The sequence below is a fragment of the Bradyrhizobium sp. USDA 10063 genome (genome assembly GCF_054063735.1).
This window is the reverse complement of sequence record NZ_JBSSGP010000002.1, coordinates 2,413,808-2,434,051: the sequence shown is the minus strand read 5'-3', so window position 1 is coordinate 2,434,051 and position 20,244 is coordinate 2,413,808. Positions and strand designations below refer to the sequence as shown.

The following is a 20,244-nucleotide window of genomic DNA, read 5'->3' as shown; positions in this document are numbered from 1 at the left end:
GCAGCTGCGGTTCGCCTCAACGCGCGCCGAGACCTTGCTGAGCAAGGTCACTGGACTGGCCCGGTGGCGTCATGCTCCTCTCCAAGAGTGGCCCGACGGACATCCGTCCGTATCCTCTGCCTGCCGCCCGACCACATGATCGGTCGGCAATTCCTGCAAGGCGGGGAGCCAATTGCTCCAGCACCCCAACAGGTGCAGTCCACAAAATGCTGCGGCAGATATTGGAGACTGTCAAGTGAAGTCGCGGTTCCCTGACGAGTCGAGGGAACCATGGCGGCGCAGGATCAATTCCTATGTCGGCTGCCAAGCGCTGCTGCGATGGAGGCGGGATCCTTGATGCGTTCGATCAGGATGTCGATGCGATCGCCGCCCCAGAACAGCTCGCCGTTGAACACCATCGTCGGAACGCCGAACACGCCGAGCGCTTCCGCTTCCTCGATGATCCGATCATGTTCCGCTCGCGCAGGCCCATGAACATATTCCTCGAAATCCTTCGCCGAGCCTCCGATCGAGGCGATCACGCCAGCGATATTAGATAGTTCGTCGATCTCCAGATCATGGTTCCAGAAGCGGCGAAAGACCGTCTCGTGGTACGGCCGGAACAGGCCGTGGCGTTGGGCGAACAGCATGCCGGCGCTGGAATAGAACGCGTCGTAAATCCGCCGCGGTCCCTTCATCGTCAGGCCCTGGGCGTTGGCGAAACGCCGCGCGTCCATGTAGGCGTAACGGACCTTGCGCCAGAAATGCGGGGTGCGCTCTTCCACTGTCCCCATGAATTCCGCGACCCGCAGCGTATAGGGCAGCCACTCCAGCTCGATGCCGTGCTGCTCTTCCAGCTCGAACAGGCGCTTGTTGGCGACGAAAGCGTAAGGGCTCTTGTAATCGGTGTAGATGCGTACGCGCGGCCTTTCCATCCCTCTTCCCTGATCGTGGTGGCTCTCAGGCGTCTGCATGTTTCGTTTGCCGATACTGGCTCAGATCGGGATCGTGGGTCATCGCCCAATAGTCGACGAAACGCCAGGGCATGGCCGAGAACACGCGGCCCTGGCTGTTGCGGTAATAGGTCGTCATGCCCGGGTGGGTCCAGATCAAGTGCTCATGTTCGGCGTCGACCTTGCGGACATATTGATCATGCGCTTCCTGACTGACATCGATGGCGGCGATGCCTTTCTCGATCATCTCGACGAGGCAAGCCGAGATGTACCGGCTCTGGCATTCGGACTGGAAAATCACGCTGCCGCCATGGGCAGGTCCTGAGTTCGGACCCAGCATCAGGAACAGGTTTGGAAAGTTTGGCACGGTCAAACCGAGATAGGCGGTCGGGTTGTCGTTGGCCCAGACGTCGCGCAGATTCCTGCCGCCGCGCCCGGTGATGTTGAGCCGCGCCGCCATCTCCGAAACCCTGAAACCGGTGGAGATGACGATGATGTCGTGCGCACGCTGCCTGCCATCCGCCGTGACGATGCCGTGGCGTGCAAAATGGTCGATTGGTTCGGTGACCAGCTCGACATTCGACTTGGTCAGCGTCTTGAACCAATTGTTGTCGAGCAGGATGCGCTTGCCATAGGGCGGATAGGTCGGCACGCATTTTTCGATCAGGTCGGGGCGATCCTTGAGCTCCGACAGGATGAAATCCGTCAGCTCCTGCCGGTGCCGATCGTTGCCCTTGTTGACGGCGCGCGCCGGATGCGGCCAGTTCGGATCCTTGCGCAGGAACGGCAGCAGGCCGTCGCCATAGCGCCAGAACATGTTGAAGCGATACCACTGCACATAGAAGGGCAGGTGCGCGAGCAGCCATCGCGCGCCTTCGGTGATCGGGTCGGAGTAGCCCTTGACCGGCCGCGCCCATTGCGCCGTGCGCTGATAGACCGTGACGGACGACACGCGGTCAGCGATGGCGGGCACGAGCTGCATTGCGGTGGCGCCGGTGCCGATCACGGCGACGCGCTTGCCGTCGAAATTGATGTCTTCGGACCACAGCGCCGAATGCACGGCGAGGCCCTGGAAATCTTCCTCGCCTTTGAAGTGTGCCGGGGCGGGGTCATTGAGCTGGCCGATGGCGCTGACCAGCGCGGTCGATTCGAAAGTTTCTTCACCGTTCTCGGTCTTGAGAGTCGAAATCCAAAGCCGCTTGTTCTCGTCCCAGCGTGACGAGGTCAGCTCGGTATTGAGCCGGACATGGCGTCGGATGCCGTGTTCGCGCACGACTTTCAAGAGGTAGTCGAGCAGTTCCTGGCGCGGCGCGAAATAACGCGTCCACTGGTTCCGCTCGCCGAAGGAGAAGGAATAGGAGTGGTTCGGCGTATCGACGCCGCAGCCGGGATAGCGGTTGACGTACCAGGTGCCGCCGATCTCGTCTTCTTTCTCGACGATGGTGTAGGCGATTCCGAGCCGGTCCAGCGCGACGCCAAGCGCAATCGCGCAGACGCCGGCGCCGACGATCAGGACGTGCTGCTCGGCGAGCTTCTCGTCCGATGGACGTTTGGTCCAGCGCGCATCGCGCGGAATGAAACCCATTTCCTCGCGCATCAGTGGCGCATATTCCGGCGCGACGTTCTCGCCGAGCGTCGCGCTCATCATCCTCAGCATCAGCTCGTTGCCGGGATCCGTGATGACAGGTCTGGGCTCGCCGTCCTTGTAGAGCTTCAGGACCGCGGCGCGGATTTCGTGCTGGATCTCCTTCGGCACGCCGGCGTCCGGATCGGGGATCAGGCGCACGTCGCGCTTGGGCTTGTACGGTGGCTCCAGCCAGCGCTCGTCGCCGGTCATGTGCACCAGCACCATCAGCAGCACGCGGATATCACCTTCGGCGATGGCGGAAGCCAAGTCGAGTTTCTTGCGCGGCATTTCGATGTTCATGCTGTTGTCCTCACGCTTCCGGCAGTCCGCCATAGGCGGCCCATGTAGAGCCCGCGATAAAGCCGGCATCGACCGGCAGGTTGATGCCGGTGACGCCGCTGCTTTTCGGCGAAAGCAGCCAGGCGATCGCCTGCGCCACTTCGAACGGCTCGACCAGCCGGTTCATGGCTGATGGCCGCGACAGCAGTTCCTTGTCGAGCGCGCCTGAGGCGATGCCGGCTTCCAGCATCGCCGTGCGGGTAAAGCCCGGCGATACCGCGTTGACCCGCACGCCGACCCGGCCCCACTCGGCCGCTAGCGTCTGCGTGATCTGGATGACGCCGGCCTTGGCGGCGGTGTAGGCATGGATCGGGCCGGAGGTCATGCCGGCGACCGAGGCGACATTGACGATGGCGCCGTTTCGCCGCTCGGCCATCCGCACGCCGACGCTGCGCGCGACCAGAAAGGTGCCGCGCAGGTCGATATTGACCTCGCGGTCCCATTGCTCCATCCGCACGCGCTCGATCCGATGCATCTTGCCGAACACGCCGGCGGCATTGACGAGGCCTGTGATCGGCCCGTGCGCGGCCTCGATGTCGGCAACGCCCGCGGTGACCGTCGCTTCGCTCGCGACATCGAAGGGTGCGGGCCAGAGGATCGCATTTGTCCCGACCAGCGGCTCCGGCGCGATATCGACGATGATGACGCGCTGGCCCTGGTCGGCGAGCAGGGTAGCGGTGGCTGCACCGATGCCGCGACTGCCGCCAGTGACGAGAACGAGGCCGTCAGCGCTCATGACCGTTATCCTCATCTATTGCGTTGAACAGCCCGCGGGTCACAAGCTTGCGATAAGCGGAGATCACATGATCGGGCGGGGCGGTGACCTTGCCGCCGGCGTAGGAATAGCGGCGGCTGAGATAGCCGCGCGCGCCCATCAGCATCTGCACGATGGCCTCGAACTCCTCGTCGCTGAAATCAATGATCTCGCCGGCCTGCCGCGCGCGGCGGAGGATGCGCGCATAGGCGGTCGAGATATTGTCGAAATGCTTCTGGTAGCCGATCGGCGCAAAGAATTCGGCCTCGTTGAGGATGCGCAGGAACTCCGGCACTTCGAGGATGAAATCGAAGAAGGCGGAAAAGCGCTCGATCTCCTCTCGCGCCGTTTGTGCGGTGCCGGTGCGAGCGTGGATGAAGCGCACCATGTCCAGTCCAATCTTCGGCAAGAGCTGCTCCAGCAGTTCCTGGCGATTCTCAAAATGATTGTAGAAGGTGCCCTGCGCGACGCCGGCTTCCTCGGTGATGCGAGCGACGGAGGCTTCGGCGTAGCCATATTTGCCGACCATCTTGGTCGCGGCATCGAAGATCTTTTGCTTGGTCCAGGCGTTGCGCTCGACCCGGTTCAGCTTGGTGACTTTGGCAGGAGCGGCTTGGGTCATGCAGTGGCCTCCAGTTCAGCGCGCAGCACACGTTTCAGCACTTTGCCGGAAGGGTTGCGCGGCAGGCTGTCGCGGATGATCAGTTGTTTCGGCACTTTGAAGGTGGCGAGCCGCGTGCGGCAGTAGTCGGTCAGTGCAGGCAGATCCAGCGTGGCGCCTTCCGCCAGCACGACGATCGCGACCGGCCTCTCGCCCCAGCGTTCATCGCGCAGGCCGATGATGGCGACCTCGCGAACTTCAGGCATTTCGTAGATGACGCGCTCGACCTCGGAGGAGGCGATGTTCTCGCCGCCGGAGATGATCATGTCCTTCTTGCGGTCGGTGAGATAAAGGAAGCCCTCCTCGTCGAGATAACCGACATCGCCGGTACGGAACCAGTCGCCGAAGAAGGCGGCCGCGGTCTTCTCGGGATCGCGCCAGTATCCTTTCGTGACCTTCGGCCCGCGAAGGCAGATCTCGCCGTTCTCGCCGGGCGGAAGCCGATTGCCTTGGTCATCTCGGATCTCGAGCTCGACATGGGCGATGGCACGGCCGGTCGAGCCGATCTTCTCGATCTCGCGGCCCGGCTCCATGAAGGTGTCACCGCCGACGCTCTCGGTCAGACCATAGGCGTCGATGTAGCGGGCATTCTTGAAATAGTCGGAGAAGGCGCGGATGCGTAGCTCCGGCGTCTTCTCGCCGCCGCCGATCGCCCATTGCAGACTGGAGACATCGTAGCGGTCGCGGGTGGGACAGGTGAGGATCGCCGTGGTCATCACAGGGGCGAACCACGCTGCGTTCAGCTTCTCAGTCTCGATCGCAGCGAGCGCCCGGTCGGGCCTGAAGTCGCGATGGACCGAGAGCATTCCGCCGTGCCAGAGCACCGCGATGCCAGGCAGATCAAGAGCGCCGACGTGATAGAGCGGGCCGACGACAAGGAGGCGCGTATCCGCATTGAGGCCGAGCACCAGTGTCTGGTCGGCTGACTTCCAGTACATGTTCTCATAACTCAGCATCACGCCCTTGGGCCGATCGGTCGTGCCTGATGTGTACATCAGCCGCATCAGGTCCCGCGGTCGGCGGGCATGCATCGGCGCAGGCGCGATATCGGGCGCGAGCTGCGTGGCGCTCGATTGCGCGGCTTCATCGAGCAGCACGATTGGCGCACTGCCGGCCGTGATCGCGGCGAGTTCTTCGTCCGCGATCAGGATGCGCGCGCCGGAATTGCCGACGATGTAGCCGACCTCGTCAGCGGAGAGCCGATAGTTGATGGGCAGGAACACCGCGCCGATATGGCTGGTCGCAAAGACCAGTTCGAGAAAGGCGGCGCTGTTCTTCATCAGCACCGCGACGATGTCGCCAGGACCGATGCCGCGGGAGGCGAGCCAGCCGGCCACGCGGCGGATGCGGCCGTCGAAACTGCCGTAGGAAATGTCCTCGCCGCGATATTTCAGCGCACACCGATCAGGCGTCCGCCGGGCGTGAAAGGCGATGAAGCTCGAAAGGTTGATCATCTGCCGCTCAAAGGGGCCGTTTCGGCCTCGTTTCCTTCCCTGATGAACTATGACTCGTAATTCATCTTTGGCTTGACGTCACCCCCCTTGCTCTGAAATCCTCGTGTCCACGGAGACGAGATGATCTCCGGCAAGGGAATAGGGAACGACAACCCGACTGGGAGGGGTAAATGAAGAGAACCCGTCAACCGGGCATCAGCCGCCGTGCAACTCTGGCGCTGATGGGCGCCGGTGCGGTGACGATTGCTGCGCCCTGGGTGGCGCGCGCGCAGGCCAAGACCATCAAGATCGGCATGCCGACGATCTTATCGGGCCGCGTTGCGCAGCTTGGCACATCCTCGCGCAATGCCGTGCTGCTGGAGGTCGAGAAGGTCAACGCCGCGGGCGGCCTGGCCGGGCGGCAGATCGAGATGGTGATCCGCGACTCCAAGGGCCAGCCCCAGGAAGCAGCCCGCGTCGCGCGCGAACTCGTCAACACCGACGGCTGCGAGATGCTGTTCGATGGCGAGGCCTCGTCCGGATCGTTCGCGGTTCACGAGGTGGCGCGCGACCTCGGCGTGCTCTGCATCCATACCTGCTCGGAAGCCTCGTCGCTGACCGCCGATCCGAAACAGCATATTCCCAACGCGTTCCGCTGCGTCCGGCAGGGCATCCACGATTCCATCGTCGGCGGCAGCTACGCGGCTGCGGTCGCGAAAGCCAAGAGCCTGAAGAAATGGGCGACCTGTTCGCCGGACTATGCCTATGGCCGCGATACCACCGGCGAATTCGCGCTCTACCTCAAGCGCTTTGCGCCCGACGTCGAGATCGTCAGCGAGTCCTGGCCAAAGCTGTTCCAGCCTGACTACACCGAGGTGGTGACGAAGATCCTGCAGGCCAAGCCGCAGGCGCTCTATTCCTGCCTCTGGGGTGGCGATCTGACGTCGTATATCGACCAGGCCAACATCTACGCGCTGTTCACGCAGATGGAGGTCTTTGCCGTCAACATGGCTGACTACACGGCGCTCACGGTGGTGAAGAACCTGCCGAAGGGCATTCACTCCGGCAACCGCTACATCAAGACGTTCCCGAAGACGCCGGAGAATGCCGCGTGGGGCGATGCCTATCGGGCGAAGTACAACGAGTATCCCACCAACTGGTCGTGGCAGAATGCGACTGCGGTGATGCTGCTCACCGAAGCGGTGAAGAAGGCCAATTCCACGGACGGCAAGAAGGTCGCGGAAGCGCTGCGCGGGCTGACGATCAAGTGCCCGTTCGGCGCCGACGGCACCGTGACGATGCGCGCGGAGGACAACACCCTGGTTGGCTACGCCATCGGCTGGGGCACCACGATCCCGCAGGAACCCTACGTGCCGGAAGTCAAGGCCGGCGATTGGAAGACCATCTTCGAGCTCGAAGCCGAGTGGAAGAAGAGCAAAGGCTACACCTGACGGTCTGAGTGGAGGCGGACGGGCCGCTTCCACTCATGCTTCGCTGAGTTTGCGCGCCGGCGGTCTCGGCGCGCCGGGATGGAAATGCTGCATTGGATATAGACGCGCTCGCTGGCTGCCTCGCCAGCCCGGCCTGTCTGGTGACCCAAACCACCAGCGGCCTCATCATCGGCATGCTGCTGTTTCTCGTCGCCGTCGGGCTGACGCTGATCTTCGGCGTGCTCAAGGTCGTCAATTTCAGCCACGGCGCCTTCTATATGTTCGGCGCCTATTTCGCGATGACGGCCTACCAGATTTCCGACAGCTTTGCGCTTGCGATGCTGTGCGGCGCGGCAGGCACGGCGATGCTCGGCCTGATCTTCGAGCGCGTGTTCATGAGCCGCGTCTATGGCGCCGACGTGCTGATGCAATTGCTGGTCTGCTACGCCTTCGTGCTGATCTTCGACGACGTGGTGCGCATGGTCTGGGGACCCGAATTCAAGTCGATGGGCATGCCGTCGGCATTCCAGGTGCCGCCGCTGTTCATCGCCGGTGGCGTCGTGCCGCCCTATTATCTGCTGCTGATCGGAGTTGCGTTGGCAGCCGCCATGGTGCTCGGCCTTGGGCTGGCCCGCACCCGGATCGGCAAGGTGATCCGCGCGGCCGCCCATAATCCCGGCATGGTATCGGCGCTCGGCATCAATACCGGGCTGATCTATGGCGGCGTGTTCGCGCTCGGCGGCATGCTCGCCGGGCTTGCCGGGGCGCTTGCCGCGCCGGTGCGCTCGCTGACGCCGGGAATGGGATTTTCGGTGCTGATCGAATCCTTCATCGTCACCGTGATCGGCGGCATGGGCTCGATCCTGGGTGCGTTGATCGGGGCGCTACTCATCGGCCTGATCCGCTCGTTCGGCTCGCTCGGCTTTCCCCTGTTCACCGAAGGCCTGATGTACCTGTTCATGGTGATCGTCCTGGTGTCGCGGCCGACTGGCCTGTTCGGCAAGGAGGTCGCATGACCGAGCTGCAGGCTGAGCGCGCGTCGGAGACCTTGAGCGCGCCGCGCATCGAAGCGCGCCCGTTCCGCTCGCGTTTTCTCGACGTTCTGATCGCGCTGGTGGCCTTTGCGGTACTGGCAGCGCTGCCGCTGTTCTTCGGCAGCAAGGCGCTGCTCGATTTCGTGATCCGCTGCTCGGCGTTCGGTCTGTTCGCGACCTCGCTCAACCTCCTCGTCGGCTACACCGGGATGATCTCGTTCGGGCACGGCATGTTCTTCGGGCTCGGTGCCTATGGCCTCGGCCTGCTGATGCAGCGCACCGGCGTATCGATACCGGTGGCATTTGTGGCGACGCTCGCGATCACCGCCGTCGTCGCTGCGGTCATCGGAGCGATCTGCGTCCGGCTGAAGGAGATCTATTTCGCGTTCGTCACGCTGGCATTCCAGATGCTGATCCACTCGACGATCCTGACCTGGGCGTCGCTGACCGGCGGCGATCAGGGCTTGCGCGGCGGCATACCGCGCCCGCCGTTCCTGGGCATCGATCTTGCCAATCATGTGCATCTCTACATCACAAGCTGCGCGCTCCTCGTGCTCGGCCTGCTCTTGATGCGCCAGATCGCGCAATCGCCGTTCGGCTATACGCTCCGCATGATACGCGACAATGCGCGGCGCGCGAGCTTTATCGGCATCGACGTCTGGCGCGCCAAGCTGACGATCTTCGTGCTGGCGGCGGTGTTTGCGTCCACCGGCGGCATGGTCATGGCGCTGTTCGTCTCCGGCGCCTATCCCGAATTCGCCTACTGGACGATTTCGGGCGAGGGCATCTTCATCAACATGCTTGGCGGCGTCACCACGTTCCTGGGACCGATGGTCGGCACGGTGCTGCTGCTGATCCTCAACGACACCGTCACCCGCTTCACGGAATATCATGGCATCGTGCTCGGCGTCGTGATCCTGTTCTTCGCCATCGGCCTTCGCAAAGGCCTGATGGACTATGTGCTCGAGTGGCATGCGCAGCGTCGCGACGGGCCAGGGGGGCGCGGCTAGCCATGCTGGATATTCGCGGGCTCTCGAAGTCGTTCGGCGGCGTGAAAGCGACGGATAACGTTTCGCTGGATTTCGCCGATGGCTCGCTGACGGCCGTCATCGGTCCGAACGGTGCCGGCAAGAGCACGTTCTTCAACCTGATTACCGGCGCGCTCAGGCCGGATTCCGGCCAGGTCCTGCTCGATGGCGTCGATCTCGCCGGCAAGTCGCCAGCCGATATCGTACGGCACGGCATCGGGCGCGCGTTCCAGGTCGCCAGCATCTTTCCGTCGCTTACCGTGCAGGAGACGATGCTCGCCGCCGTCTGTGCGGATCAGCGCCGCTCGACCGTGCTGCATCGGCGTTTCCCGCTCGCAGAGACTCGGGACCGCGCCGAGCAGGCGATGGAATTGCTTGGCCTTGCCAACAAGCGCCACCGCACCGCCGCGACGCTATCGCATGGCGACCAGAAACTGCTGGATATCGCACTCGCGCTGGTGCTCGACCCAAAGGTGCTGCTGCTGGACGAGCCGACCGCCGGCATGGGCACCGAAGAGCGCTGGCGGATGATCGACAAGGTCCGGGAGCTCTGGGAGACGCAGAAGATCACGGTCGTCTTCATCGAGCATGACATGGACATCGTGTTCAAGATCGCGCCCAGGATCGTCGTGCTCTGCTACGGCCGTATCCTTGCGACTGGCACGCCTGATGCCATCAGACGAAACGAAGCGGTGATCGAGGCCTATCTCGGCACCGAGGAACATGCCGGGGCCGTGACATGAGCGCTTTGCCGGTCGTGCAGGTCGAAGACCTCGACGTCTACTACGGCACCAGCCAGATCCTGTTCGGCGTCGGCTTGTCGGTGCGGCAGGGCGAGACCATGGCGCTGCTTGGCCGCAATGGCGCCGGCAAGTCCACCACCATGAAGGCGATCATGGGGCTCGCGCCGGCGCGCCGCGGCAGGGTGACGCTGAACGGCAGGACCGTCTCGGGCATGAGGCCGCATCGCATCGCCCGTGCCGGGCTCGGCTTTGTCCCGGAGGACCGCCAGATCTTTCCGGAGCACACCGTGGAGGACAATCTCGTCATCGGCCAGAAGAAAGGTCCGAACGGCGAGGACGAATGGTCGATCCGGCGCATCTATGACGTCTTCCCGCTGCTGGAGCCGTTGCGTTACCGGATCGCGGGACGGCTGTCCGGCGGCGAGCAGCAGATGCTGGCCATCGCGCGGACGCTGATGGGCAATCCTGCCCTGCTGCTCTTGGACGAGCCGAGCGAGGGGCTGGCGCCGATCATCGTGCAGCGGATCGGCGAGCTGTTGCGGCAGCTTCGCGCGACCGGCGCCACGGTGCTGATCGCCGAGCAAAACATGCATTTTTGCCTTGGCCTTGCGAGCCACGCGACGGTTATCGACAAGGGCCAAATCGTCTACACATCCCCCATCGAAGAGCTGAAGGCCAACGACAACATTCGGCAGCGCTATCTTGCGCTGTAGCCTTCGGCCGATGGGGAGGACAAATGGCGGTTGAGAGCAGGCTGGCGCCAACGCACGAGGCGCCCTATCGCGGCCTTCGCGTGCTCGACTTCGGACAGGGCATTGCCTCGCCCTATTGCGCGATGCTGCTCGGCGTCTACGGCGCCGATGTCATCAAGGTCGAGCCGCCCGAGGGCGACTGGTCGCGCTATCTCGGGACGACCTATGGCAATCACACCACGCTGTCGGCGGTCTATAACCGCGGCAAGCGCAGCCTGTGCCTCGACCTGAAGCACAAGGATGGAATCGCGATTGCCCGGCGTCTCGCGAGGGAGGCCGACATCCTGATCGAAGGCTTCCGGCCCGGCGTGGCCGCGCGGCTCGGGCTTGGCTATGAATCGCTGTCGCGCGACAATCGCGGTCTGATCTATCTCTCGGTCAGCGGCTTCGGACAAAGCGGGCCTTATGCGAAGCGCCCCGGATCGGATTCCGTGGCGCAGGCATTTTCGGGTCTGGTCTCGGTCAATGCCGGTGCCGATGGGGTACCACACCGGGTCGGTACGACACTCTCCGACGTCGTCACCGGCGTCTATGCCTTCCAGGCCATCGCCACCACGCTGTTCGCGCGTGCGACCGTGGGCACGGGCCGCTGGATCGACGTCAATCTCTGCCAGTCGACGGCGGCGCTGCTGGGCCACAAGGTCGCGGAGTTCATTCTCGAGGGCGGTGCACCGCGCGCGCTCAACGTGCCGGCCGGCACCTACCAGGCCAAGGACGGCTGGATGATGGTCACGCTGGTGAACGAAGCGCAGTACAAGCGCCTGTGTACGGCGATCGGGCGCGAAGATCTCGCCACCGATCCGCGCTTTGCCGATTTCGCCAGGCGTGCGGATTCGGCGGACACACTGATCCCGCAGCTACGGGAAGTCTTTTTGAACCAATCGGCCGAAGCGTGGCTGACGCGCCTGCATGCGGCCGATATCATCGCGGAGCGGATCCTCAATCCCGGTGCATGGCTGAGGAATGCCCACGTCGAGGCAACCAAAGCGGCGGTTTGCCAGGACACGCCTGGCGTCGGTCCAGTCTACACGCCGCGGACACCGGGGATAGCGAGCCTTTCAGAGGACGATTTGCGCCCCGCGCCGGATATCGGACAGGACAGCGTCGAGGTCCTGACAGAGGCTGGCTTCGACCGTGCGGCCATCGATGAATTGATCAACGCGGGCGCGGTTCGCCAGTCCCGCTCAAATTGAGCTGGTCGCCGCGAGCGCGCCAAACGAGGGGAGAAGCCGATGGCAGGGTTATATTTCGAGGAGTTCGAGGTCGGGCGAGAATTCCATCATGAATTCAGCCGGACCGTAACCGAGATGGACAATACGATGTTCAGTCTGTTGACCATGAACCCGCAGCCGTTGCATCTCGATGCTCATTTCGCCGAGAAGACCGAATATGGCCAGCGGCTGTTCAACAGCCTCTATACGCTCGGCATCATGATCGGCATGAGCGTCTACGATACGACGCTCGGCACCACCGTCGGCAATTTGGGCATGACGGATGTGAAGTTTCCGAAGCCGGTATTTCACGGCGATACGTTGCGGGCGCATACCAAGATCGTCTCGAAGCGCCCGAGCAAGTCGCGGCCGACCCAAGGGCTCGTGGAATTCGAGCACACCATGACCAACCAGCGCGGCGAGGTGGTGGCAAGCTGCCGCCGTACCGGACTGATGCTCTGCAAACCGAAGGCCTGAGGCGATGCGATCGTTCCTGTTCGTTCCCGGCGACAGCGTCCGGAAATTCGAAAGCGCCAAGAAAACAGCCGCGGATGCCCTGATCCTCGATCTGGAGGATTCCATTGCGCCGGAGCAAAAAGTGGCGGCGCGAGGCATCACGCGCGAGATGCTGAATTCGCGCAATCCGGATCAGAAGATGTATGTCCGCGTCAACGCGCTCGACACCGACATGACGCTGGGCGATCTCGCGGCTGTCATGCCAGGGAAGCCCGACGGCATCGTCCTGCCGAAATGTGCTGGAGCCGCCGACGTCAACAAGCTCGCGCTTTACCTCGATGCGTTCGAGGCGGCAGCCGGCATCGCACAAGATTCCACGCGCATCGTGACGGTTGCGACCGAGACGGCGCGGGCGGTGCTGAAACTGCTCGACTTCGAGAATATGAGCCCGCGGCTATGGGGCATGATGTGGGGCGCCGAAGACCTCGCCGCCTCGCTTGGAGCGTCACGCAACCGCACCGGTAATCGTTTTCACAGCCCGTTCTGGCTGGCGCGCGATCTCTGCCTGATCAGCGCGGCTGCGGCCGGTGTTGTGGCGATCGATACGATCGCGACCGACATCAATGATCTCGAGGCGCTGCGGGAGGAATGCATCACGGCGCGGCAGGATGGTTTCCTGGCAAAGGCGGTGATCCATCCAAAGCATGTCGACGTCGTCAATGCCGCCTTCATGCCGACCGACGAGGAGATCGCGTGGTCCGAGCGTGTCGTCGCCGCGTTCGCGGGAAATCCGTCCGGTGTGGTGAAGATGGACGGCAAGATGCTGGACAAACCACACCTGCGCGCCGCAGAGAAGATTCTGGCGCTGCGGCGGAGCTAGCGTAGGGTGGGCAAAGCGAAGCGTGCCCACCATTTTGAGGTCGGTGCAAGACATGGTGGGCACGCTTCGCTTTGCCCACCCTACAAATCTGGGTTGATCAGCGCTCCCTCAGCGCCGAGCCGAGCTATCTCGTCCTCCGTAAATCCCGCTTCGCGCAGGATTTCCTCGCCGTGCTCGCCGAGCTGCGGCGGATGGTGGCGGATCGAAGGTGGCGTCTTGCTCCAGGTCGCGGCGGGGCCGGCGACACGGAGCGTTCCTTGGGTCGGATGCTCGATGGACTGGATGAGTCCGACCGCGGCGAGATGGGGATCGTCGATCAGGCTGTCGAGATCGTGCAGCGGGGCGTGCGGAATGTCGGCCTCCTCGAACAGGTTCATCCATTCGGCGGTGCTGCGGGTCTTCATCACCCCTGAAAACCAGTCGTAGACGAAATCATAGTTGCGTGTGCGCGCCGAAATGCCGTTCAGGCGGGGATCGCGGTCGGCCTCGTTCTCCAGGCCGATCTTGCGGAAGAAGGCGTTCCACTGCTTGTCGGAATAGACCAGCGCGCAGATATAGCCGTCGCTGGTCTGGTAGGGACGGCGGTCCGGCGACAGCAATCGCGAATAGCCGGGCGGGCCGATCGGCGGCTCGAAGCTGCGGCCGGCCATGTGGTCGCCGAGCACGAACTGCGCCATGGTCTCGAACATCGGGATTTCGATCGCCTGACCCTCGCCGGTGCGGTCGCGATGGATCAAGGCGGCAAGAATTGCGTGCGTGGCATTGAGGCCGACGATGCGGTCGGCCATGGTGGCCGGTGAATAGCGCGGCTCGCCGGTGATCTTGCCCGTGAGCGCCGGCAGCGCCGTCAATCCCTGGATCAGATCGTCATAGGCCGGCCGCCCTGCATAAGGGCCAGTCTCGCCGAAGCCATGCAGGCTTGCATAGACCAGCCGCGGATTGATCGCGAGCAGGTCATCGGCACCGAGCTTGAGCCGTGCCATCGCGGCCGGCCGGACATTGTGAACGAAGACGTCGGCCGAGGACGCGAGCCGCAACAATGCCTCGCGGCCACCCGCCTTCTTCAGATCGAGCACGATGGAGCGCTTGTTGCGGTTGCCCTGCAGGTACATCGCGCCCATCCCGGGATGGCGCATCGGCGCGGCATACCGCATGACGTCGCCGTCGGGACTCTCGACCTTGATCACGTCGGCACCATAGTCGCCGAGGATCATGGTCGCGTATGGCCCCATCATGACGCTGGTGACGTCGATCACCTTGACGCCGGCGAGGGGCCCCGCCGGCTTCGGCGAATTGTCTTGAGCGTGCGTGGTCAACGGCCTGCAGCCAAAGCTTCGGTGAAGGCCTTGAACACCTCAGTGCCCGGCTTGCCGCGCTTGTTGATGTCCTTCACCCAGTCCTCGGCGACAGCCTTGAAGGCGGTGTCGAACTGCTTCTTGTCGTCAGCGCTGAAATTGATGACCTTCATCCCCTGCGACTTGATCTTCTCGGTTGCGGCCTTTTCGCCATCCTCGAAACGCTTGCAGCCTTCGCGCGTGGTCTGTTCGCCGGCCGCGACCAGCGCCTTGCGTACGTTCTCGGGCAACGAGCGGAACTTCGCTTCACCCATCGAATAGGTGAAGATCGCGGTACCGAAGTTGAGCCCTTCGGTGCCGGATTTCAGGATCTTGCCAAAATCGTAGGAAACCGAGCTCTGGTAGGAGAAGATCAAGCCGTCGAGTGTGCCGCGGGTGAGCGATTCATAGATTTCGGGCGCCGCCATCCGCACCGGCACAGCGCCGATCGAGCGTGTCATCAGGTCCATCGCGCCACCGGTGGTGCGGATCTTCAGGCCTTCCAGGTCCTTTGCATTCTTGATCTCGCGGCTGTTGGCGAGCTGGATCTGATAGGCAGGCAGCGCAATCGTCACCAGCGGGCGGAGCTGGTTCGGCGCGAACTCCTTGGTTTCGAGGATGCCGCCGTTATGCGAGATCTTGTAGAACGCGAGCGACCCCTGGCATTCCGTCTCGAAGATGCCGGGCAGTTCCGCGACCGCGGTCAGCGGGTATTTGTCCGATGAATAGGACGGCACCACATAGGACACGTCGGCGACGCCGGCGACGGTGAGCTGCGCCATGTCCTTGGCCTTGCCGAGCTGCTCGGCCGGGAAGTGCTGGAACGTCACCTGGCCGTTGGTCATCTTGGTCACGAGCTCGGAGAACGGTTTGCCGACGAGCTCGTGGATGACGTGGCCGTTGGGCAGGCTGTCGGCGAGGCGCAACGTGATTTTTTCTTGGGCGGCGCTTGGAGACGTCGCAGCGGCAATCGTCAGTGCAGCAAGGATGAAGCGTCTCTGCAGACAAACGTTCATTTTGTTTCCTCTCCCTTTCTTTGTGTCAGTAGCCCATCTTGATCGGCAGCCACAGGATGATCATCGGCCAGATCACCAGGATCGCGATCGCGATCAGATGGGCGATGAAATGCGGAAAGACGCCGTGAAACACCTCGCCGACCGGGCGTCCCGAATAGCGGGCCACCACGAAGCAGTTCAGCCCCACCGGCGGCGTGATCATGCCGACCTCGGCGGTGACGATCTTGATGACGCCGAACCAGAGCGGATCGTAGCCGAGCGACTTGATCAGCGGCAGCACGATCGGCACCGTCAGCACCAGGATCGCGATCTGGTCCATGAAGGAGCCGAGCACGATGTAGCCGAACAGGATGATGGTGAGGACCAGCCATGGCGGCACCTGCAGGCCGCCGACCCAGGCGACCAGGCTCTGCGTCACCTGCGTCAGCGTGAAGAAGTAGCCGAAGATCGAGGCGCCAAACAGGATCATCGCGATCATGCAGGTGCCGTGCGCCGAACGCAGCAGCGCGGCCCGCAGGCTCTTCCGGTTGATCTTGCCCTTCCAGAGCGCGAGAACGAACGCGCCGAAGGCGCCGAGCGCGGAGGCTTCGGTCGGTGTGGCGACGCCGGTATAGATCACGCCGGTTACCATGCCGAACAAGAGCAGCATGGGGCCGACCACCCGGAGCACGCGGAATTTTTCCGCGCGCGACACCGACGGCGCTGACGGTGCGCGCGACGGATCCTGCCAGGCCAGGAACCACACCGTCGCCATGATGGTGAAGGTGACGAGGATGCCCGGAATGACGCCGCCGATCAGGAGCGCGCCGATATTCACTTCCGCGAGCAGGCCGTAGATCACGAGCGCGACCGATGGCGGGATCAGCATGGCGAGTGTGCCCGAGATCGCGACCACGCCGGCAGCCATCTTCGGCTCGTATCCCTGCTTCAGCATGGCCGGCAAACTCGTCGCCGACAGCGTCGCGGCGGATGCTGTGCTGGTGCCGCAGATCGCGCCGAAGCCGGCGCCGGCGAGCGCGGTCGCCATGCCGAGCCCGCCCGGGATGCGTCCGACCCAAGCCGCGGTCGCCTTGAACAGGTCGTCGGCGATGCCGCTGACCAGCACGAACTCCGCCATCAGCAGGAACATCGGGATGGTGATGAGCTCGTAGGACGTCACCGCCGACAGCGGCGCGGTCTGCAGGATGCCCGACAGCATCGGCATGCCGCCGATCAGATACAGGCCGAGCACGCCCGAGCCGGCCATGGCGAAGCCAACCGGGGTGCCGATCGCGAGCAGCACGAACAGCACGACCATCGCAAGCGTCAAGATCATTCGAAGGTCTCCCCCGTGGTGTGCGACGACGGCAGCGCAATCAGGGCGCGGCCGGTGACCAGCGAGAGAAGGTGACCGATCAGATGCAGCGCCAGGCGCAACGTGATCAGCCCGGCGCCGAAGGGAACGAGCGCAATCGACGGCCACATCGGCCACGGGATGGCGCCCGCCATGACGTCGGCGGAGCGAAAACTGTCGACCGCGCGCAGGAAGCCGAGATAGGCGATCAGCGAAAACACGATGATGCCGACAATGCAGGTGATGATCTCGGAGACGCGGATCATCGCCGGCGAAAATTTTTGCTGCAGGATGTCGACGCTGACATGGGCATGGCTGGTATAGGCTTCCGACAGCACCAGGAAGAAGATGCCCGCCATCAGATAAAGCGAGATCAGGTCATAGGCCCAGGAGAAGGGCTTGTTGAACGCGTAGCGCATGATGACATCGCTAAACACGATGACCATGATCGCGAACATGAATACGGCCGCCACGGTGGAGGCGATCTTCTCGATCGTCGCCAGCGCCTTCAATATTCCGTCGAGCAAAATTAGCTCCCCCGAGTTACTTGACCGGAATGGCCGCCACCGCCGCGTCAAACTCCTTCAGCGCCTCGCCGCCGCGCTTGCCGCGCGCGTCGAGACCTTCCGACCAGGTCTTGGCGACGCCCTTCATCAGGTCCTTGAATTTCGCGCTGGCGTCGGGCGACAGCGTCTCGAACTTGACGCCCGTGGCTTCCATCGATTTCTTGGTTTCGTCGTCCGATTTCTGGACCTGCTGGCAGGCGGAGGGAACGATCTCCTCGGCGACATCGATCATCGCCTTCTGCACCTCGGGCGAAAGCTTCTTCCAGGCGGTATCGCTGATCGAATAGGCGACGATGAAACTGGCAAAGCCCAATCCGTCGGTCGAGTATTTCACGAGCTTGTCGGCGCCATAGGCGACCACGCTTTCGAGCGGGAACAACAGCCCGTCCATGGTTCCGCGCGACAGCGATTCATAGGCATCAGGCGCTGCCATGCGCACCGGCACTGCGCCGATGGCGCGCAGCGTAAGATCCTGCGCGCCGCCAGTGGAACGCAGCTTCAGGCCGGCGACATCGCCGACATCCTTGACCGGCTGCTTGACGGTGAAGATGCGATATTGCGGCAGGCTGACCGCGAGCAGCAGGCGGATATTGTTGGAGGTATAATCCTGCTGCGCAATGACGCCGTTCCGCGCGAGCTTCCAATAGGCCAGCGTCCCCTGGCAGGAATGCTCGAAGGCGCCCGGCAGCATCGCGACCTCCGACACTGGCATCTTGTCGGAGACATAGGCGGGCGCGACATAGCCGATATCGGCAACACCGGTCTGCGTCAGCTTCAGCATGTCGGCGGCCTTGCCGAGCTGCTGCGCCGGATAGTGGTCGAAGGTTACGGCGTTGTTGGTGCGCTTCTTGACCTCCTCCATCCATGGCTCAAGGACGAGCTTGACGAGGTAGTGGCCCTTCGGAAAGGAATCCGCCACCCGCAGGTGAAGCGGTTCGGCGGCTTGCGTCAGCACTGTCGACGCAGCCAAAAATGCGCAGCCGACAAGGGTCCGCCCGATCGCGACCATATTTCCTCCCTGGGACGTGTTGTTGTTGGAAGTAGCTGCGCATAAACGAAATTGATCGTCAAGAACGGCGCGCAAGCTGAGGCTGCAAAGCGCCACAACCGGAAAGCGCGGCTTGCGCGGGCGCGAATTGACTTTGCGAATGGATCGGCTGCAAATGCGCCCAACCAATATCGTGAGGAACAGACCATGGTTGACGCGCTGATCATCGATGCATGCAGGACGCCGCGAGGCATTGGCAAGGCGGGCAAGGGCGCGCTGTCAGGCATTCATCCGCAGCAGCTCGGCGCCACCGTGCTGCGCGCGCTGGCCGACCGCACCGGCATCGATACCGCAGATGTCGACGACATCATCTGGGGCACCAGTTCCCAGCGCGGCCCGCAGAGCGGCGATCTCGGCCGAATGTCGGCGCTGGATGCCGGCTATGACGTGAAGGCGAGCGGCGTGACGCTCGATCGCTTCTGCGGTTCCGGCATCACCAGTGTCAACATGGCGGCGGCTTCGATCATGTCGGGCTCCGAGGATCTCGTGATCGCCGGCGGCACCGAGGTGATGTCGATGGAAGGACGGCGCGGTGAGGGGCCATTCATGATGGACGCCGGCAATCTCCGCCTGCGCGCAAGGCATCCGCAATCGCACCAGGGCGTTTGCGCCGACGCGGTGGCGACGCTCGAGGGCATCACGCGGCAGGATGTCGATGCGCTTGGGCTGGAAAGCCAGAAGCGCGCGGCGGGCGCGATCAAGGGCGGCCATTTCGACAAAAGCCTGGTCCCGGTCTATCGCGAGGATGGCACGCTCGCGCTCGACAAGGAGGAGTATCCGCGGCCGCAGACCACGCTGGAGGGGCTTGCGGCGCTGAAGCCGGCCTTCCCCGCGATCGCCGACTACGCACTCGATGACAAGGGCACGACCTATCGCAAGCTGATCCTGGAAAAATACCCCGATCTCGACATCGACTTTGTCCATCACGCGGGAAATTCGTCCGGCGTGGTCGACGGCTCCGCCGCGATCCTGCTAGCCTCGCCCGACTACGCCAGGAAGCACGGCCTGAAGCCGCGGGCACGCGTGGTCGCGATGGCCAATATGGGGGACTCGCCGACCCTGATGCTGAACGCGCCGGTGCCGGCGGCGCGCAAGGTGCTGGCGAAGGCCGGGCTGACGCTGGACGACATCGACCTGTTCGAGATCAACGAAGCCTTTGCCGTGGTCGCGGAGAAATTCATCCGTGACCTCAAGCTCGATCGCGCGAAGGTCAACGTCAATGGCGGCGCGATCGCGCTCGGTCATCCTATCGGCGCGACCGGCTCGATCCTGATCGGCACGATGCTGGACGAGCTGGAGCGGCGTGATCTCAAGCGCGGTCTCGTGACCATGTGCGCCGCCGGCGGCATGGCGCCCGCGATCATCATCGAGCGGGTGTGAGGGAGCTGGAGCATATTGGGTTCATGGGATGCTCGTTCCGGACCATTCGCATTTTCATTCATTGAGATCGAAGGTAAAGCGGACTCGGAACGAGCCTGGATATTGCGCCATCAGAAACCGGACTGCTTTTTTCAAAAATGAACGATCGAGCCTGCGGATCGCGTCCAGGCGGGTGAAATTTGATCGGACAATCGCCGGATGAACCTCTAAGGTGACAGCCTTTCTGTCGGGACCTCGGCGCCGTTGCCCGGTTTCCGGCCAAGCTGATCCTTGTCCGCCTGAAGAAT

18 protein-coding genes and 1 pseudogene are annotated in these 20,244 nt (G+C 63.3%); 9 read left to right on the top strand and 10 right to left on the bottom strand.

All coding sequences use genetic code 11. The features are described from left to right. Window positions 1-284: 284 nt before the first annotated feature. Genes ACVJGD_RS13990 through ACVJGD_RS13970 form a run of 5 tightly spaced genes read right to left on the bottom strand, consistent with a single transcriptional unit; the run spans window position 285 to window position 5,767 of the window. The gene (locus ACVJGD_RS13990) at window positions 285-914 is read right to left on the bottom strand and encodes a DsbA family protein (RefSeq protein ID WP_456634882.1); all 630 of its coding nucleotides are present in this window, start codon (window positions 912-914) and stop codon (window positions 285-287) included. Between the two features lie 25 nt (window positions 915-939). Further along, window positions 940-2,859 (bottom strand): flavin-containing monooxygenase, encoded by a 1,920-nt coding sequence (locus ACVJGD_RS13985; RefSeq protein WP_456634881.1) that lies wholly within the window; start codon window positions 2,857-2,859, stop codon window positions 940-942. A 10-nt stretch (window positions 2,860-2,869) separates the two neighbouring features. After that, window positions 2,870-3,634, bottom strand: a complete 765-nt coding sequence (locus ACVJGD_RS13980) for an SDR family NAD(P)-dependent oxidoreductase (protein WP_456634880.1) — start codon at window positions 3,632-3,634, stop codon at window positions 2,870-2,872. Beyond that, window positions 3,624-4,274: a TetR/AcrR family transcriptional regulator gene (locus ACVJGD_RS13975; protein WP_456634879.1), complete on the bottom strand. Its 651-nt coding sequence runs from the start codon at window positions 4,272-4,274 to the stop codon at window positions 3,624-3,626. Before ACVJGD_RS13975 ends, ACVJGD_RS13980 begins: the two co-directional genes overlap by 11 nt. After that, window positions 4,271-5,767: an AMP-binding protein gene (locus tag ACVJGD_RS13970; protein WP_456634878.1), complete on the bottom strand. Its 1,497-nt coding sequence runs from the start codon at window positions 5,765-5,767 to the stop codon at window positions 4,271-4,273. The genes ACVJGD_RS13975 and ACVJGD_RS13970 overlap by 4 nt, the downstream gene beginning before the upstream one ends. A gap of 170 nt (window positions 5,768-5,937) precedes the next feature. On the opposite strand from ACVJGD_RS13970, the gene ACVJGD_RS13965 reads away from it, so the two are divergent. The 8 genes and pseudogenes from ACVJGD_RS13965 (at window position 5,938) to ACVJGD_RS13930 (ending at window position 13,280) form a co-directional block, all read left to right on the top strand. Continuing rightward, entirely contained in the window at window positions 5,938-7,197 is a 1,260-nt protein-coding gene (locus ACVJGD_RS13965) for an ABC transporter substrate-binding protein (RefSeq protein WP_456634877.1), read from the top strand. A gap of 92 nt (window positions 7,198-7,289) precedes the next feature. Then, a complete protein-coding gene (locus ACVJGD_RS13960; protein ID WP_456634876.1) occupies window positions 7,290-8,192 on the top strand; it encodes a branched-chain amino acid ABC transporter permease in 903 nt (300 codons plus the stop codon). Then, a complete protein-coding gene (locus ACVJGD_RS13955; RefSeq protein ID WP_456634875.1) occupies window positions 8,189-9,220 on the top strand; it encodes a branched-chain amino acid ABC transporter permease in 1,032 nt (343 codons plus the stop codon). The genes ACVJGD_RS13960 and ACVJGD_RS13955 overlap by 4 nt, the downstream gene beginning before the upstream one ends. A gap of 2 nt (window positions 9,221-9,222) precedes the next feature. Then, the gene (locus tag ACVJGD_RS13950) at window positions 9,223-9,981 is read left to right on the top strand and encodes an ABC transporter ATP-binding protein (RefSeq protein ID WP_456634874.1); all 759 of its coding nucleotides are present in this window, start codon (window positions 9,223-9,225) and stop codon (window positions 9,979-9,981) included. After that, window positions 9,978-10,694: an ABC transporter ATP-binding protein gene (locus tag ACVJGD_RS13945; protein ID WP_027579527.1), complete on the top strand. Its 717-nt coding sequence runs from the start codon at window positions 9,978-9,980 to the stop codon at window positions 10,692-10,694. The genes ACVJGD_RS13950 and ACVJGD_RS13945 overlap by 4 nt, the downstream gene beginning before the upstream one ends. A gap of 23 nt (window positions 10,695-10,717) precedes the next feature. Continuing rightward, window positions 10,718-11,926 (top strand): CaiB/BaiF CoA transferase family protein, encoded by a 1,209-nt coding sequence (locus tag ACVJGD_RS13940; protein WP_456634873.1) that lies wholly within the window; start codon window positions 10,718-10,720, stop codon window positions 11,924-11,926. 36 nt (window positions 11,927-11,962) lie between these two features. Further along, window positions 11,963-12,421: pseudogene (locus ACVJGD_RS13935) on the top strand (MaoC family dehydratase); the annotation flags it as partial. Between the two features lie 4 nt (window positions 12,422-12,425). Continuing rightward, entirely contained in the window at window positions 12,426-13,280 is an 855-nt protein-coding gene (locus ACVJGD_RS13930) for an HpcH/HpaI aldolase/citrate lyase family protein (protein WP_456634872.1), read from the top strand. 80 nt (window positions 13,281-13,360) lie between these two features. Here ACVJGD_RS13930 and ACVJGD_RS13925 read toward each other — a convergent pair whose 3' ends face one another. Genes ACVJGD_RS13925 through ACVJGD_RS13905 form a run of 5 tightly spaced genes read right to left on the bottom strand, consistent with a single transcriptional unit; the run spans window position 13,361 to window position 18,538 of the window. Then, window positions 13,361-14,596: a CaiB/BaiF CoA transferase family protein gene (locus tag ACVJGD_RS13925; RefSeq protein WP_456634871.1), complete on the bottom strand. Its 1,236-nt coding sequence runs from the start codon at window positions 14,594-14,596 to the stop codon at window positions 13,361-13,363. After that, window positions 14,593-15,630, bottom strand: a complete 1,038-nt coding sequence (locus ACVJGD_RS13920; RefSeq protein WP_456634870.1) for a TRAP transporter substrate-binding protein — start codon at window positions 15,628-15,630, stop codon at window positions 14,593-14,595. The genes ACVJGD_RS13925 and ACVJGD_RS13920 overlap by 4 nt, the downstream gene beginning before the upstream one ends. A 25-nt stretch (window positions 15,631-15,655) precedes the next feature. Then, on the bottom strand, window positions 15,656-16,945 hold the full coding sequence (locus tag ACVJGD_RS13915) for a TRAP transporter large permease (RefSeq protein WP_456634869.1): 1,290 nt from the start codon (window positions 16,943-16,945) through the stop codon (window positions 15,656-15,658). After that, on the bottom strand, window positions 16,942-17,490 hold the full coding sequence (locus ACVJGD_RS13910; RefSeq protein WP_456634868.1) for a TRAP transporter small permease: 549 nt from the start codon (window positions 17,488-17,490) through the stop codon (window positions 16,942-16,944). Before ACVJGD_RS13910 ends, ACVJGD_RS13915 begins: the two co-directional genes overlap by 4 nt. Window positions 17,491-17,506: 16 nt before the next feature. Continuing rightward, a complete protein-coding gene (locus ACVJGD_RS13905) occupies window positions 17,507-18,538 on the bottom strand; it encodes a TRAP transporter substrate-binding protein (protein WP_456634867.1) in 1,032 nt (343 codons plus the stop codon). A 186-nt stretch (window positions 18,539-18,724) separates the two neighbouring features. Here ACVJGD_RS13905 and ACVJGD_RS13900 point away from each other — a divergent pair, with 186 nt between their 5' ends. Next, window positions 18,725-19,957 carry an acetyl-CoA C-acetyltransferase gene (locus tag ACVJGD_RS13900; RefSeq protein ID WP_456634866.1) on the top strand — a complete coding sequence of 411 codons (1,233 nt, stop codon included), beginning with the start codon at window positions 18,725-18,727 and terminating at the stop codon, window positions 19,955-19,957. Window positions 19,958-20,244 lie beyond the last annotated feature (287 nt).